Origin of the sequence: Cryptosporangium japonicum (assembly GCF_039524755.1) — a bacterium.
Classification (GTDB): domain Bacteria; phylum Actinomycetota; class Actinomycetes; order Mycobacteriales; family Cryptosporangiaceae; genus Cryptosporangium; species Cryptosporangium japonicum.
Genome location: NZ_BAAAGX010000028.1, coordinates 132,323 through 146,188, shown reverse-complemented (window position 1 = coordinate 146,188; position 13,866 = coordinate 132,323). Strand labels below are relative to the sequence as shown.

The window sequence follows — 13,866 nt, the reverse complement described above, 5'->3', positions numbered from 1 at the left end:
CGGCCGCCCAGCCGCCCGCCGCTCAGCCGCCCGCCGCTCAGCCGCCGGCCGCCCAGCCGCCGGCCGCGGACCCGGCCGCGGAGGCCCCGGCCCCGCCGGCGGACAACGGGGGCAACGCCCAGCAGGTCTGCAACGGCAGCACGATCACGCTGTCCGGCGAGGACGGCGCCCCGGCGGCCTCCAGCAACCAGTTCCCGGTCGGCACCACGCTGCGGGTGACCAACCTCGACAACAACAAGTCGATCACCGTCCAGGTGACCGGCGCGTCGGGCAGCTGCGCGCTGCTGAACAACGCCGCGTTCGAGCAGGTCCGCGAGCCCGGCAAGTTCCTGATCCGCCGCGCCCTGATCGAGCGCGTCGGCTGATCACCCCGCACGGAATCGGCCCGGGCACCCGACTGCGTCGGCCGGGCCGATTCGCGGTTTCAGGGCACCGCCACCGTGGTGGTGATCCGTACCAGCGAAGGATCCCGGGGCGTCGAGCCGAACCCGAACCGCACCGGCGGGTCGATCGGCGTCAGCGTCCCGAGGTCGGCCGACTCCCACGTCGCCGACGCGGACACGATCGGCCGCACGTCACGCGCTCCGTACCACTCGTAGCGCCCGTTTCCTGCGCTCCCGTGCGTCCGCACCCCCGGCAGCACGACCCGCGCGGGCAGATCGATCAGCCGCACCCACGCGGGCACCCCGGCCAGCCGCGACGGCACCGCACGCAGCAGCCACCCCAGCGGGCGCCGGCCGCCGGGCGCGAACGTGTACCGCAGCGGCCCGGCCTCCACGGCCCACTCCGCGCCCGGCCGCACCCGCACCGGATCCACCCGCACCTCGTCGAACCGGTACGTGGCCGCGACGAAACCGGCCAGCTCCTCCGACGTCGCGATCAGCGTCCGCCGTCCCGACGCGTCCTCGACCATCACGTCGCTGACCGGACCGAACGGCGACTCCGGCCAGTGCCCGAGCACCAGCCGGGTGCCGCTCGTCGTCCCCACTCCGGCGATCCACCCGTCGAACCGCAGCCGCTGCCCCATACCGCCAGCCTCACCCGCCGGCCGCGATTTCGCATCCGGAGACAATGGCCCCATGGGGCACCCGATCTACCTCGACTGCGACACCGGCATCGACGACTCGCTCGCGATCGCCTACCTGATGGCCCACCCTGACGTCGACCTGGTCGGCGTCGGCACCGTGTTCGGCAACATCGACGCGCACCGCGCCGCCCGCAACACGCTCGACGTGCTGGCGCTCGGCGGCCACGACCACGTCCCGGTGGCCGTCGGGGCCGAGAAGCCACTGGCCGGGAACTGGGACGGTGGCCCGGCCCACATCCACGGCGCGAACGGCGTCGGCGACGTGGAGCTGCCGCGGAGCCCGCGCGAGCCGGAGTCCACCGCCGTCGAGCTGCTCCTGCGCCTCGCCCGCGAGCACCGGGGACGGCTGCGGATCCTCGCGATCGGCCCGCTCACCAACCTCGCCCGCGCCCTCGACGCCGAGCCGGACCTCCCGGGCCTGGTGGAGAGCGTCGTCGTCATGGGCGGCGCGGCGAAGGCGCCGGGGAACGTGACGCCGGTGGCGGAGGCGAACATCGTCAACGACCCGGAGGCCGCCGACCGGGTGCTCTCCGCGCCCTGGCCGCTCACGCTGGTGACGCTCGACGTCACGATGGAGCACGTGCTGGAGGAGCCCGACCGGGCCGCGCTGCTGGACGCCGACCGGCCCCTTCCCCGAGCGCTCGGCCAGATGCTCGACGTGTACTTCGCGTTCTACGTCGAGAGCTTCGGCCGGCGCTGCGCGCCGTTGCACGACCCGCTGGCCGCGGCCGTGGCCGCCGCCGGGGCCACCCCCGTAATGGCCCCGGCGGTGCCGGTCGTGGTGGACGCGACCGACGGCCCCGGGCGTGGCCAGACGATCTGCGACCTGCGGGGCGAGCGGGTCGGCCACCCCCCGCGACCTGGTGCCCGCTGCCGGGTGGTGCTCTCCGTCGACGCCCCGTTCGCCCCCCACCTGCTCGAGCTGCTCACCCGAACCCCGTGACGGTCCGTGGCCGAAGACAGCGCACCCCTCCGACGCTGTCCCCGACCGCGGTCGGCGACGCTTCGAGGGTGCCGTGCCCGGCCCGGCCGGGACATGACGTGATCACGGGGTTTCTCGCGCGCGGTGGCCGCTGATCCGGTCCAGCACCGCGTCCCAGTCCGCCGGGGCGTCGTCGGCGCGCCACGCGATGCGCTGGTCCGGGCGGACCAGCACCAGCCGGCGGTCCCACCGGGTGCGTACCGCCGGATCGGTGACGACGAGGTGGGCCATCGGGATCCCACGGCGGCGCGCGGCCAGCACCAGGTCGCGACCGGCCTCGACCTCGGTCAGGTCGACGAGCGTGAACTGCGGGCCGAGGCGGTCGAAGAGCTGGGTGCCGTCGTCGAGGCGCACCGCGGGCGCCCGCCCCTCGGGTAGCCCGGCGTCGTCGGCGGGCGCGATCTCCTGACGCAGCACGCCGGCCAGGAACTCGCGCGACGCCCCGGCCGCGGCCAGCCGCCCGAAGCGGCGCCGTGTCTCCAGCCGGCGCGCCACCAGTTCCCGGTCCATCAGAGCCCGCGGACGACGCTCGGCCTCGTAGCTGTCGAGCAGCCCGGCCCCGCCCCACCCGTTGATCACCCCGGCCAGCTTCCACCCCAGGTCCACGGCGTCCCCGATGCTCGTCGCCGCGTTGTCGCCGACCGGGTAGAAGCGGTGCGCGGATTCCCCGACCAGGAACACCGGACCGGCGCGGTAGTGCTCGGCCACCGCGAGCGCGTCGTCCCACTGCGTCACGTCGAGGATCTCGGTGGTTCCCAGGCGGTGGCCCAACCCGGCACGCAGCAGCGCCTCCGGGTCGGCGGTGACCGGATCGCCGGGCGCGACCCGCAGGTGGCCCACCCAGGTGTCGTTCCCGTCGTCGCGTGCCTCCAGCGTCAGCGCGCCGAGGATGACCGTCGACGGGCGTCGCGCGCCGAACCGCCGGGTCAGGTCCGGGCTGCGGAAGTACACCGAGCAGTGCTGCACCGGGGCGGTGAGCGCGGCCATCGGGATGTCCAGGCACTGACGCACGGTGCTGCGCGCGCCGTCGCAACCGGCGACGAACCGCGTCTCGACGATTCGCCGCGCCGGCCCGGCGCCCCGGTCGATAGCGGTGGCGACCACCCGGTCACCGTCGACACGCAGACCGGTGAACGTCCAGCCGAGGCGCAGGTCGATCAGCGGATGGTGTCCGACGGCGGCCCGCAACCCGGTCGCGAGCCGGACGCCGGACACCCGCTGCGGCAGCTCCACCGGTGCGCTGCCGTCGTCCACGTGCGCGTACCGGCCGCGCAGGTCGTCGAGGGACGGAACCGTGAGCACGAGCACCGGTGGCTCGTCCAGACCCTGGCTCCGCCACTCCACGCCGCCGGGGCGCTCCGCCCCGACGCCCTGCGCCCGGATCGCCGCGGCCAGCCGCAGCCGCCGCAACAGCTCCATGCTGTGGCTGTCCAGGTAGTCCACGTCGGACGACTGGGGCGGGTTCACGGCCCGGTCGACGACGACGCTCGGCACCCCGTGGTGCGCGAGCTCCAGCGCGAGGATCGACCCCACCGAGCCCGCTCCGACGATCAGTACCTGCGCTTCCGATGCGTCCCCGGCCATCGGACCTCCCCGTGGATCCCCCGTGTGGAAGTCATGCTGGGGCGGGGGACCGCCGGGACGCCATCACGTCTTTCCGTGATTCCCGGTGGCCACCATCATCGCCAGCGCGACCCGGCTCTGGATCTCCCACTTCGCGAAGATCTTGCGCAGATGGCTGTCGACGGTGTGCCGGGACAGGTGCAGCTGCTGCGCGACCTGGTGGTTGGTGAGCCCGTCGGCGACGAGCAGCGCCACCCGGCGCTCGGCCGGGGACAGCTGGCCGAGCACGGACTCCGACGCCACGCCGAGCAGCTGTTCCAGACGCCGGCGGGCGCGGTGGGCCCCGCACGCGACCGCGAGCGTCAACGCCTCGCGCCGCCGGTCCCGTGCGGTGGGGGGATCGCCGGTGAGCGCGGCGGCGTCCTCGAGGGCGGCGGCGAGCGCGAGGCGGCGCGGCGTCCGCCGGAACTGGTCGGCCGCGGCCAGCAGCGTGGGCGCGTCGCGGCGCAGCAGCCCGTCGGCGTGGGCGGCCGCGCCGGCGAGCGCGTGCTGCCCGGGATGGCGCCGGGCGAGCGCACGGGCGGTGGCGACGACGATCCGGGCGCGGTCGGTGTCGTCGGCGGCCACCGCGATCCGCACCAGCGTCGCGGCGGTGCCGGGGTCGTGGGCCACGAGCATCGGCCGGTCGGGCAGCGCGTCGTAGAGCGGGGCCAGGACCGGCATCGCGGCGGCCGGTCCGGCGGTGGCGTCGACGAGCACACCCTCGGCCCAGTCGACGTCCTCGGGCGCGGCGGTGATGCCGGTGCGCAGAAGCCGGTGCATGCGACCGAGGTAGTCCTCGGCGGCGGGTAGGTCGTCGCGGTCGACGGCCAGCCGGGTCAGCGTCGCGAGCAGCGGCACCGCGAGCTGGTGGGAGCCCAGCTGCTCGGCGACCGCGACCCCGGCGTCGGCCTCGGCGAGCGCCTCGTCGAGCCGGCCGCCCGCGACCAGCATCCCGGCGGTGTAGTAGTGCCAGAGCGGCGCCGACCAGCCGGTACCCAGCCGCTCGGACTCGGCCCGGCCCCGCTCGAGTACCCGCCCGGCCTCGGCGAAGCGGTCCAGCGCGGTCAACGCGCCGGCCAGCCAGATGCGGGGGTGACGCTGGAGCGCCTCCCCGCCGGCGGCGTCGGCGTCCTCGACGGCCGCGGCGGCGTGCCGGTGCGCGGCGACGAGGTCGCCGGTGGTGAGCGCGACGAGGCTGCGCGCGGTGCGCCCGAACACCGACGCGCCCGGGTTGCCGGTCGCCCGCCCGATCGTGTCGGCGCGTTCACCGGAGCGGTCGGCCTCGGCGAGCGGGCCGGCGTAGACGAGCGCGTGGGCCCGGATCGCGTAGAGCCGCGCGGCCAGCGGATCGGTGCCGGACACGTGCTCCAGGCCCTGGTCGGCGTAGTCGACAGCGGTCTGGTTCCGGCCGGCGTGTTTGCACGCCTCGGCCAGCCCGAGCAGCAGGAGGGCCTCGGTGCCGCGGTCGAGCCCGGCACGCAGCACGGTGCGCCCCAGCTGCTGGGCCTCGGTCAGCCGCCCGGCCGCGGCCAGGTACCCGACGGCCTCGGCGACCAGTGGATCGCGGTCCGGGTCGCGGTCGCCGAGCGTCTCCAGTGCGTGCCGGACGAGGTCCGCGGCGGTGTTCGGAGCCACGTCGGCGACGTCACGGGCGGCGGTACGCAGCAGGTCGACGGTGTCCTCGCGGCCCCCGGCGCCCCCGGCGACGAGGTGGCGCGCGATCTCCATCGGCCCGCGTCCGTCGGCGCGGGCGATTCCGGCCGCCTCCCGGTGCAGCGCGGCCGCGATCGACGGGCTGAGCGTGTGGTAGACCGCGCGGCGCACCTGGTCGTGCACGAACGTGAGGTCGCGGCCCTCCTCGGTCAGCACGCCCGCCGCGATGGCCTGCTCGACCAGACCGATCAGGTCGGCCGGCCGCCGGTCGAGCAGCCGGCCCAGTTCGTCGACGCCGACCGGCCGGTCGAACACCGCCGCCGCCCGGACCAGCCGGCGGGTCTCGTCCGGGAACTGGTCGAGCACCTGCCTGATCATCGCGACGAAGCTCGACGGCAGATCGGTGCCGACGACCGACGCGACCCCGTCGGCGACCACCAGCTGGTCGGTGACCCGTAACGACGACATGAGCTGGGTGATCTGCAGCGGGATGCCGTCGAGACCGCGGGCCAGCGCCAGCACGGTGTCGTCGACCGCGGCCCCGAGCACCTGGGCGCAGAGCTCGCCGACCGCCTCGTCGGCCAGCCGGCCCAGCGCCAGTTCGACGGCGCCGTCCTGCACCAGCCAGTCCAGCAGGCGCCGGCCGGGGGTGCCCGCCGGCTCGGGGCGGCGGGCGAACAGCCACCGCACCGGCGACGACGCCAGCGCCGGGATCAGCTGGCGGACGGCGGCCGCGCTGAACTCGTCCATCCAGTGGGCGTCGTCGATCACGACGAGCAGCGGCCGGTGGGCGGCCACCGACTCCAGGGTCGCGCCGAGCCGCTCCACCGTGCCGAACGAGTGACCGGACTCGTCGGCCAGCCAGGCGAACGCGTCGGTGGGCGGCACGCAGGCGCGGAGCGTGGAGCCGAGCGTCAGCAGCCCGACCGCCCGGTCCAGCTCGAACGCCCGCCGGGACGCGACCGACAGCGGGATCCGCGCGGCCACCCCGACCGCGGCCTGCAGCAGCCGGGACTTGCCGATCCCGGCCGGTCCGGTGAGGACGACGCAGCCGCCGGTGCCGTCCGCGGTGTCGGAGAGGGCACGCCGCAGCACGTCGAGTTCACGATCGCGGCCGACCGGCGGGGGAGGGCCAGGCGCGGGCACGCCGGAAAGGTTACCGGCTGCGCCGCCTCCCGCTGCCCTCCGTTTGCGGGCAGCGGGAGCCGCTCGGGGCCGGGGCGTCTCACTATGCTCGGCCGGGTGGACAAACCCCGGGTCGAGGTCGAGTACTGCATTCGGTGCCGCTGGCTGCCCCGGGCGGCGTGGCTCGCCCAGGAGCTGCTCACCACGTTCGAGAACGAGCTGGGCGCGGTGGCGCTGGTCCCGGGCGAGGGTGGCGTCTTCACGGTCCGCGTCGACGACACCGTGGTGTGGAACCGCAAGGACGACGGCTTCCCCGAGCCCACCGCCGTGAAGCGCCGCGTCCGCGACCTGGTGGCCCCCGGCCGCCCCCTGGGCCACGCGGACGCGCCCTGACCCGGATGTCGGCCGCCCTGTCCGCCCGCAGCGACGCCGACCTGGCCGCCCTCCTCGAGACCGCACCGGCCGACGCCGCCGTTACGCTCCGCGTGGACGGCGTCCGGATCTTCGCCAAACGGATCCCGCTGACCGACCGGGAGCGGGCCCGCCCCGGTGACACCGGCAACCTGTTCGACCTACCGACGTTCTGCCAGTACGGCATCGGCAGCCCGGGGTTCGGCGCCTGGCGCGAGCTGGCGGCGAACCGGTTTGTCTCCGCCGCGGTCCGGGCCGGCCGCACCAGCGCCTTACCGCTGCTGCATCACTGGCGCGTGCTGCCGGGGCGCCCGCCGATGACCGCCGAGTTCGCGGACGTCGACGCGGCCGCGGCCCGCCTGGGTCGCGCCCGCCTCGACGAGGACGCGGCCAGGTACGTCCCGGGGAACGTGCCCCCGGCCGTCGCCGCGATTCTCGCTCGGCACGCGCCCGCCGCCGCGACGACGAACGACTTCTACTGGCGCCTGTTCGGCGGCGACGTCCACGCCGCCTACCCCGGCGTCGAGTAGCCGTCGCCGGCCCGACGGCATACTGGGCGCATGTTTCGGAGGCGGCGTCGGACACCGGAGGAGCTGTACCGGGAGGGGCGGCGGCTCGATCTGCTCGGGCACGAGCTGCCGTCGGTGCCGCTGTTCGAGCAGGCCGCCGCGGCCGGTCACGGGGGCGCCTGCAACGAGCTGGGCAAGCAGCGGATCCGGGCCGGCAAGACCATCGAGGGGCTCCAGTGGCTGCGGAAGGCCGTCGACGCGGGCGTGCCCGAGGCGGCGTTGAACCTCGCCGCCGTGCACACCCGGCGCGGGCAGCTCGCGAAGGCGGCCGAGCTCCGTGCCCGGGCCGAGCCGGGGCTGCGCGCGGCCGCCGGGGCCGGTGACCTGACCGCGGCGATCGCCCTGCGCCGCCTCTACCGCGACCGTGGGGACACCGATCAGGCCGACGCCGTCGTCGTCGCGGCCGAGGAACTGGCCGGCTCGTCCGTCGGCTCGGATTCCTGGTGTGGCCTGGGTGCCCTGCTCGACGACGCCGGCCGTCCGGACGACGCGGAACCGTGGTGGCGGCGAGCCGCCGAGGCCGGGCACGCCGAGTCGATGTACCTGCTCGGCTTACTCCTCCACGACCGGCGCGACGAGGAAGGCCTCCGCTGGCTGGAGCGGGCCGCCCGGCACGACAACGCGTACGCGATGGGTTCGCTGGCCCAGCTCGCGCTGGCCGGCGGCGACGAGCGGACCGGCGAGAAATGGCTGCGCCGGGCCGCCCGCGCCGGGTTCTCCGGCGCGATGAACAACCTCGCGGTGCTGCACCGGGAGCGGGGTGAGCTCAGCGAGGCCGAACGCTGGTACCAGCGGGCGGTCGACGCGGGTGACCCGCAGGCCGAGCACCACCTGCGTGAGCTGCGGGAGGCCTCCGGTGTCTGACGAGTTCGACGGCACCACGCTCGACACCGGCACCTGGCTGCCGCACTACCTGCCGGCCTGGAGCTCCCGCGCGGCGACCCGCGCCACGTACGAGGTGCGCGACTCGTGTCTGCGTCTCTCCGTTCCGCCGGAGCAGGGCGTGTGGTGCGAGGGCGACCACCAGCCTCCGCTCCGGGTGTCGGCGGTGCAGTCGGGGAACTTCTCCGGGCCGGCCGGGAGCACGGTCGGTCAGCAGCCGTACCGGCCCGGGCTCCGCGTCCGGGAGGCGCAACCGCTGTTCCGGGGCTGGTTGCCGCACCACGGGTACCTGGAGATGCGCGCCCGGATGGTGCTCACGCCCCGCTCGATGGCGGCGTGGTGGATGGTCGGCTTCGAGGACGACCCCGAGCGGTGCGCCGAGATCTGCGTCGCCGAGGTGTTCGGCCGGGCCGTGGAGCCGGGCGCGTCGGCCGAGGTCGGCATGGGGTTGCACGCCTTCCGTGACCCGCGCACCCCCGAGGACTTCGCCGCGCCCCGCCTCCCGATCGACGTCGCCGAGTTCCACACCTACGCCGTCGACTGGACCCCCACCCGCGCGACGTTCCTGGTCGACGGCGAGCCCGTCCGCGAGTGCCCCGACCCGCCCGACTACCCGATGCAGCACATGATCGCGGTCTTCGACTTCCCCGACTGGCCCTCCGACGACCCCACCACCCCGCAACTAGTCGTCGACCACCTGCGTGGGGGATGACCGCTCGGTAGCGAAGCGACTCAACTCGGGAGGTCGGGTGCCGATGACGTCGGAGGTCGTATCCCCCTCCCGATCGGAACCCCATGGCCGAGACCAAGGTCGTGACCCTCACCGTCGAGTTCACGCTCGGTGGTCGCAAAGCACGGAACGAGCGCGTCCTAGCCGCTGGTGAGGCGGCGGTCGAGGCGGCGACGGCCGCCTTCCGGGACCAGCTTCTCGACGGCGGAGTCACGAGCGTCTGGTCCGCCTCACGGTACGACTACCGCAAGCTCGACCAGTGGCCGCTGGTCCAGTGCACCCTCGAGTCCGAGGAGCTCGACGAGGAGCTCGAAGAGGTCGACGACGACGAAGAGGTCGACGTTGAGGAGCTCGTCGTCGAGTCGCAGTTCGGCGCGACAGCGGAGCTGTGGAGCCCGCCGTGGGTCAGTTGGGGCGCGTCGAAGCGGACCCGTGGCCTGACCGGCGCCGGATCAGCCCACCGGAGGAGCGGGAAGACCTCGGCGCGAACCTTGTGCGGCCTGGGGATCCCGACCGCTGCCGCCGTCGGCGATCAACGTCCGATCGGGGTGACCAGCTGCGGCAACTGTGCCGAGGCGCTCGGCCGGGTCAGGCGAACCGTTGCCGACGCCGGCCGAGCGGACACGGTCGACGACGACCGGTCCGGTGCGGTGGCTGCCACGAACGGGATCCGCCGCAGCTGGACGCCCGACTGGGCGGTCTGGAATCCCTCCTGGCGCAGCGGAACGGCACGCGGCGCGAACTCAGCGCACCGGGTGAGTATCGAGACTCCCACCCGGACCATGTGCGGCTTCACCATCCCGACGTCGGCCACCGGGGGCGAGCAACAGCCCGATGGTGTCCGGGTATGCCGCGATTGCGCGCGGGCCTTCCGCCGGACGCGACAGAGCGCCGCCCGGGTACACCAGCATCTCGTCGTGCCGGCCACCGATCGCGTCGCTCGCGGAGGCCGTCGGCGAGACCTGGCGGATCTGCCACCGAACTACGGCCCCGACCTGGAGAGCGAGGTCTCGGTGCGGGCCTACAGCGGCGGTCTGCCCGGTCTGGGCGAGCGGACCTAATCAGGGCCGTAGCACCGTGATGCCGGGCGTGGTCGCGGCGGCTACTTCGGCCAGTGCGGACGGCCCGGCGGTCAGCGGGAGTTCGCGGGTCACCAGGCGTTCCAGCGGCAGCCCCAGCCGGAACAGCCGGGGGTAGTCGTGGGCGGCCATGCCGTGGCTGCCCAGCACCTGGAGCTCGAACGCGATGACTCGCTCCATCGGCACGACCGCGCGCCCGGCGACCGGTGGCAGCAACCCGACCTGCACGTGCCGTCCACGGCGGCGGAGGCAGCGGATCGACGCCTCGCACGCCGCCGGGTGGCCCACCGCGTCCAGGGACACGTGCGCGCCGCCGCCGGTCAGGTCGAGGATCTCGTCGGCCGCGGACGGATCCAGCACGTGCGCGGCCCCGAACGAGGACGCGAGCTGCCGGGCGTCCGGAGAAGGATCGGTGGCGATCACCCGCGCACCCGCGGCCACCGCGATCGCGACGGCCGACAGGCCGACGCCACCACAGCCGTGCACGGCGACGAACTCGCCGGCCCGTACCCGCGCGACGTCGGTGACCGCGCGGAACGCGGTCGCGACCCGGCAGCCGAGCGCGGCCGCGTGCACCGGCGAACCGGTGACGCGCACCAGGTTGACGTCCGCGTGGTCGAGCGCGACGAACTCGGCGAACGAGCCCCACCCGGTGAAGCCGGGCTGGGTCTGCTCGCGGCACACCTGCTGGTTGCCGGTGGCGCACTCCTCACAGGAACCGCAGGCGGTGACGAACGGCGTCGTGACGACGTCGCCGACCCGCCAGCGCCGCACCGCGCCGCCGACCGCGACCACCGTGCCGGCCAGCTCGTGCCCCGGCACGTGCGGCAGCGAAACGTCGTCGTCGTGGCCCTGCCAGCCGTGCCAGTCGCTACGGCACACCCCGGTCGCGTCGACCGCGACGACGACGCCGTGCGGTGCGGGCGACGGGTCCGGGACGTCGGCGACGGAGAGCGGACCACCGAACTGCGAGAAGAGGACGGCTTTCACGGCAGCGGCGCCTTGTCCGGCGCGACCCAGTGGTCGCGGCCCGCGGCCAGCGCCTCCGGCGAGTAGTGGCGCAGCAGCAGGTTCCGGTCGAGCAACGCGGGGTGACCGGCGATGAACGTGTCGAAATCCGACCCGACCAGCTCCACCCACGCCCGGGTGACGGTCGCGTGGTACTTGCGCCCGCCGACGCGCCGGATGCCGTCGCCGATCAGGTCGGTGGCCGCCGGAACACCGTGGGCGCGGACCGCGAGCCAGGTCAGGTGCACGTGTTCGCGGTGGCCGAAGCGTCCGGTGCCCCCGGTCACCTGGTCGAGTAGTGCGTCGAAGCTCATCGGGAGCCCTCCGTGAGTGCGTCGAGCCCGGCCCGCAGGCCGGCGAGGTGGTCGGGCGGCAGCGCGCCGAGCGCGCGCTGTTCCAGGGCGCGGATCGTGTCGGTGACGATCGCGGCGGTGGCCCGCCCCGAGTGGGTCAGTTCGATCAGGACGACGCGGCGGTCACCGGGGCGGACGCCGCGGGTGATGTGGCCGCGCCGTTCCAGCCGGTCGAGGACGCTGGTCAGCGTGGTGGGGCGGGAGCCGACGTCGGCGCCGAGCTCCGACACCGTGCGGGCGCGCCCGTCGGCGAGGTTGGCGAGCGCGTTGATCTCCGAGGCGGTCAGGTCCAGGTCGACGAGTTCGGCGGCGAGAACCTGCAGGGTGGCGTGGGTGGCGCGCTGCAACGCGAGGAGCGGCGACCAAGTCACGAGATCGGACTATACGATTTCGTAGTTTCGGTGTCGAGTGGGTATCGGCGGGGAATGCCCCAGCCGTCAGAACCGGGCGAAGGAGGGGCCGTGAACACGCCGAACCAGGAGATGCTCTACGCGATCCGTGAGGAGATCTCCGAGCACCAGCTCAGCTTGAACGCCAGCGGGCTCGACACCGGCATCGGCGCCGCGCTGATCGACACCAGCCGCGCGCAGTGGCAGCAGGACCCCGACCAGGTCGTCAGCCTGACCGCGGCCCAGCTCGCCGCGGCCATCGCCACCGCCAAGCACCAGGGCATGGAAGTGGCGTACGAGGCAGCGCAACGAGCGGGTGCGGTCGCCAGCTAACCTCGGTCCTCCGCCGACCGGGAGGACACCACGACATGTCGGGCGCGTTCGTCGCCGGAGGGCCGGCGTACCGACGCCGGTCCGGTGCGCGCTGATGCCGCAGCAGCTCAAGGTGCTCTCCGCGATCCTGCCGGTCTACGTCGTGTTCCTGCTGGTCTACGTCCTCGACCCGGGCGACTCGGACTACGCGGTGTCGCTCACCGCCCAGACCGCGAAGCCGGTGTACCTCGCGGTTTTGATCGGGATCGCGGCCGCGTTGCGCGGGTCCTCGTTGCGCGGCGGGAGCCGGTCGGTCGTGGCACTGCTCGGCGCGATCCGGCCGCTGCTCGCGTTCGCGGTCGTCGCCCAGGTGGCCGTCGTCGGCGCCGTCGCGCTGTACCGCGGGGCCGGGGTCACCTGGAGCCTGGTCGGGGTGGGCCTCGTCGCGCTGATCGCGCACGTCGTGCTCGCGGCGTGGCTCGGCGTGGTTCTGTCGGGGGGTCCCGCTACCTTCGCGCTCGTGGGTTTCTGGCTGGTGTGGCTGCTCCTCCCGGGTTGGCTCGGCCTCCCGGTGCTCACCCAGCTCAACGGGCAGTTCGCCGGCTGCTGCACCGGCGAGGAAACGTGGTACCGCCCGGCCGCGGCTGCCTCCGTCGCGGTCGCGCTCGGCCTGCTCGGCGGTGCGCTGGCCGCCGTCCACCAGGCCGGGCGTCCGGCCCGGTCCGTCGCGATCGCGGTCACGGTTCCCGTCGTGGTCGCGTCGGTCACCGCACTGCTTCTCCCGGACGCCCTGCGCGGCGCGACCGCGGGTCCCCGCCGGGACGACACCCGCTGTTTCGACGGCGACGTGCGCATCTGCCTGCGCCCCGAGCACGTGGACGCGTTGGCCGAGGTCGGGGTCGCGATGTCCGAACTGGAGCGCGCCTGGGCGCCCTACGGGGTGCGGATGCCCGGCACGGTCAGCGAGGCCGGCGGGCCGGGCCGGGTGCGTTTCCGGTGGGGGCCGGACCACGACGCGGAGCTGGTGCGGTTCACGCTGGCCGTGAACATGGTCCCGTCGCCGTCCGGGTGCTACCGGGAGCCGCTGCCGCCGGTGCACGACCGGCCCCTGGTCGCCGCCGTCGATCACGTCACCGCCTGGCTGCTGCTCAGCGGGGGCACGCCCCGGTGGTCGGCCGATGAGTCGATCGGCCCGGTCCTGACCGATCCGGCCAACCTCGACGAGGTGTTCGACGTGCTCGACCGGCCCGACGCCGACCAGGCCGCCTGGTACGCGAAGGAACTGGCGGCCATCGAGTCCTGTGGCGGCCGGGACGGGTGAGTCGCCGGGAAGGGCACGCGGAGCGGCGTCGCCATGCCTGATGCTGGTAACGGGCGGCAGAAGGAGATCGACAGTGAACGAGCCGGCGAACAACACCGCGTGGCGGGACAGGTTCGGCGACATCTGGGTACGCAGCGACGAGGCGGCGAAACAGCGGTCGGAGACGCTGGGCACCCTCGCGGACTTCCACTGGTGGTCGCTGTGCGAGGGGCCGGCGTGGGACGACCAGTTGAGGGGCAGCGTCGGGGTGGCCTCGCCCTGGTCGTCGGTGGAGATGCACGGGCCGCTGGAGGCGGCCGACAGTGGTCTGGTGCAGCGGGTGATCGACGCGCTCAACCGCGAGTTCGGTTAGGTCCGGTC

At 74.5% G+C, this 13,866-nt stretch carries 16 protein-coding genes; 10 read left to right on the top strand and 6 right to left on the bottom strand.

What is annotated here, in order from left to right; genetic code table 11:
- The coding region (locus tag ABD437_RS32205; protein WP_486304011.1) for an RlpA-like double-psi beta-barrel domain-containing protein at nt 1-365 on the top strand (365 nt) is incomplete at its 5' end.
- 59 nt (nt 366-424) lie between these two features.
- Here ABD437_RS32205 and ABD437_RS32200 read toward each other — a convergent pair.
- Nucleotides 425-1,027 carry a hypothetical protein gene (locus ABD437_RS32200; RefSeq protein ID WP_344652717.1) on the bottom strand — a complete coding sequence of 201 codons (603 nt, stop codon included), beginning with the start codon at nt 1,025-1,027 and terminating at the stop codon, nt 425-427.
- Nucleotides 1,028-1,079: 52 nt separating this feature from the next.
- On the opposite strand from ABD437_RS32200, the gene ABD437_RS32195 reads away from it, so the two are divergent.
- Entirely contained in the window at nt 1,080-2,030 is a 951-nt protein-coding gene (locus ABD437_RS32195) for a nucleoside hydrolase (RefSeq protein WP_344652716.1), read from the top strand.
- Between the two features lie 102 nt (nt 2,031-2,132).
- Here the strand turns inward: ABD437_RS32195 and ABD437_RS32190 are convergent, their stop codons facing one another.
- Together ABD437_RS32190 and ABD437_RS32185 are read right to left on the bottom strand one after the other, a co-directional pair.
- Entirely contained in the window at nt 2,133-3,653 is a 1,521-nt protein-coding gene (locus tag ABD437_RS32190) for an FAD-dependent monooxygenase (RefSeq protein ID WP_344652715.1), read from the bottom strand.
- A 63-nt stretch (nt 3,654-3,716) separates the two neighbouring features.
- Entirely contained in the window at nt 3,717-6,473 is a 2,757-nt protein-coding gene (locus tag ABD437_RS32185) for an ATP-binding protein (RefSeq protein WP_344652714.1), read from the bottom strand.
- Nucleotides 6,474-6,569: 96 nt separating this feature from the next.
- On the opposite strand from ABD437_RS32185, the gene ABD437_RS32180 reads away from it, so the two are divergent.
- From ABD437_RS32180 to ABD437_RS32160, 5 genes are all read left to right on the top strand, one after another.
- Nucleotides 6,570-6,845 carry an Rdx family protein gene (locus ABD437_RS32180; protein WP_344652713.1) on the top strand — a complete coding sequence of 92 codons (276 nt, stop codon included), beginning with the start codon at nt 6,570-6,572 and terminating at the stop codon, nt 6,843-6,845.
- 5 nt (nt 6,846-6,850) lie between these two features.
- Nucleotides 6,851-7,393 (top strand): hypothetical protein, encoded by a 543-nt coding sequence (locus ABD437_RS32175; RefSeq protein ID WP_344652712.1) that lies wholly within the window; start codon nt 6,851-6,853, stop codon nt 7,391-7,393.
- Nucleotides 7,394-7,423: 30 nt separating this feature from the next.
- Nucleotides 7,424-8,296 carry a tetratricopeptide repeat protein gene (locus tag ABD437_RS32170; RefSeq protein ID WP_344652711.1) on the top strand — a complete coding sequence of 291 codons (873 nt, stop codon included), beginning with the start codon at nt 7,424-7,426 and terminating at the stop codon, nt 8,294-8,296.
- On the top strand, nt 8,289-9,026 hold the full coding sequence (locus ABD437_RS32165; protein WP_344652710.1) for a glycoside hydrolase family 16 protein: 738 nt from the start codon (nt 8,289-8,291) through the stop codon (nt 9,024-9,026). Before ABD437_RS32170 ends, ABD437_RS32165 begins: the two co-directional genes overlap by 8 nt.
- Before the next feature lie 83 nt (nt 9,027-9,109).
- The gene (locus ABD437_RS32160) at nt 9,110-10,105 is read left to right on the top strand and encodes a hypothetical protein (protein WP_344652709.1); all 996 of its coding nucleotides are present in this window, start codon (nt 9,110-9,112) and stop codon (nt 10,103-10,105) included.
- On the opposite strand, the gene ABD437_RS32155 is transcribed toward ABD437_RS32160, so the two are convergent.
- Genes ABD437_RS32155 through ABD437_RS32145 form a run of 3 tightly spaced genes read right to left on the bottom strand, consistent with a single transcriptional unit; the run spans nt 10,106 to nt 11,855 of the window.
- Nucleotides 10,106-11,113, bottom strand: a complete 1,008-nt coding sequence (locus tag ABD437_RS32155) for a zinc-binding dehydrogenase (RefSeq protein ID WP_344652708.1) — start codon at nt 11,111-11,113, stop codon at nt 10,106-10,108.
- The gene (locus ABD437_RS32150; RefSeq protein WP_344652707.1) at nt 11,110-11,445 is read right to left on the bottom strand and encodes a hypothetical protein; all 336 of its coding nucleotides are present in this window, start codon (nt 11,443-11,445) and stop codon (nt 11,110-11,112) included. Before ABD437_RS32150 ends, ABD437_RS32155 begins: the two co-directional genes overlap by 4 nt.
- Entirely contained in the window at nt 11,442-11,855 is a 414-nt protein-coding gene (locus ABD437_RS32145) for a MarR family winged helix-turn-helix transcriptional regulator (RefSeq protein ID WP_344652706.1), read from the bottom strand. The genes ABD437_RS32150 and ABD437_RS32145 overlap by 4 nt, the downstream gene beginning before the upstream one ends.
- Before the next feature lie 90 nt (nt 11,856-11,945).
- Between ABD437_RS32145 and ABD437_RS32140 the strand changes: the two genes are divergently transcribed.
- From ABD437_RS32140 to ABD437_RS32130, 3 genes are all read left to right on the top strand, one after another.
- Nucleotides 11,946-12,206: a hypothetical protein gene (locus ABD437_RS32140; protein WP_344652705.1), complete on the top strand. Its 261-nt coding sequence runs from the start codon at nt 11,946-11,948 to the stop codon at nt 12,204-12,206.
- A 94-nt stretch (nt 12,207-12,300) separates the two neighbouring features.
- Nucleotides 12,301-13,506: a DUF7224 domain-containing protein gene (locus ABD437_RS32135; RefSeq protein WP_344652704.1), complete on the top strand. Its 1,206-nt coding sequence runs from the start codon at nt 12,301-12,303 to the stop codon at nt 13,504-13,506.
- Nucleotides 13,507-13,579: 73 nt separating this feature from the next.
- Nucleotides 13,580-13,858: a hypothetical protein gene (locus tag ABD437_RS32130; protein WP_344652703.1), complete on the top strand. Its 279-nt coding sequence runs from the start codon at nt 13,580-13,582 to the stop codon at nt 13,856-13,858.
- The last annotated feature ends 8 nt before the right edge of the window (nt 13,859-13,866 follow it).

What these genes read in the sequence shown, in the direction of transcription:
- ABD437_RS32200 (WP_344652717.1), bottom strand. Translation starts at nt 1,027, where the DNA reads ATGGGGCAGCGGCTGCGGTTCGACGGGTGGATCGCCGGAGTGGGGACG.
- ABD437_RS32195 (WP_344652716.1), top strand. Translation starts at nt 1,080, where the DNA reads ATGGGGCACCCGATCTACCTCGACTGCGACACCGGCATCGACGACTCG.
- ABD437_RS32190 (WP_344652715.1), bottom strand. Translation starts at nt 3,653, where the DNA reads ATGGCCGGGGACGCATCGGAAGCGCAGGTACTGATCGTCGGAGCGGGC.
- ABD437_RS32175 (WP_344652712.1), top strand. Translation starts at nt 6,851, where the DNA reads ATGTCGGCCGCCCTGTCCGCCCGCAGCGACGCCGACCTGGCCGCCCTC.
- ABD437_RS32170 (WP_344652711.1), top strand. Translation starts at nt 7,424, where the DNA reads ATGTTTCGGAGGCGGCGTCGGACACCGGAGGAGCTGTACCGGGAGGGG.
- ABD437_RS32160 (WP_344652709.1), top strand. Translation starts at nt 9,110, where the DNA reads ATGGCCGAGACCAAGGTCGTGACCCTCACCGTCGAGTTCACGCTCGGT.
- ABD437_RS32150 (WP_344652707.1), bottom strand. Translation starts at nt 11,445, where the DNA reads ATGAGCTTCGACGCACTACTCGACCAGGTGACCGGGGGCACCGGACGC.
- ABD437_RS32135 (WP_344652704.1), top strand. Translation starts at nt 12,301, where the DNA reads ATGCCGCAGCAGCTCAAGGTGCTCTCCGCGATCCTGCCGGTCTACGTC.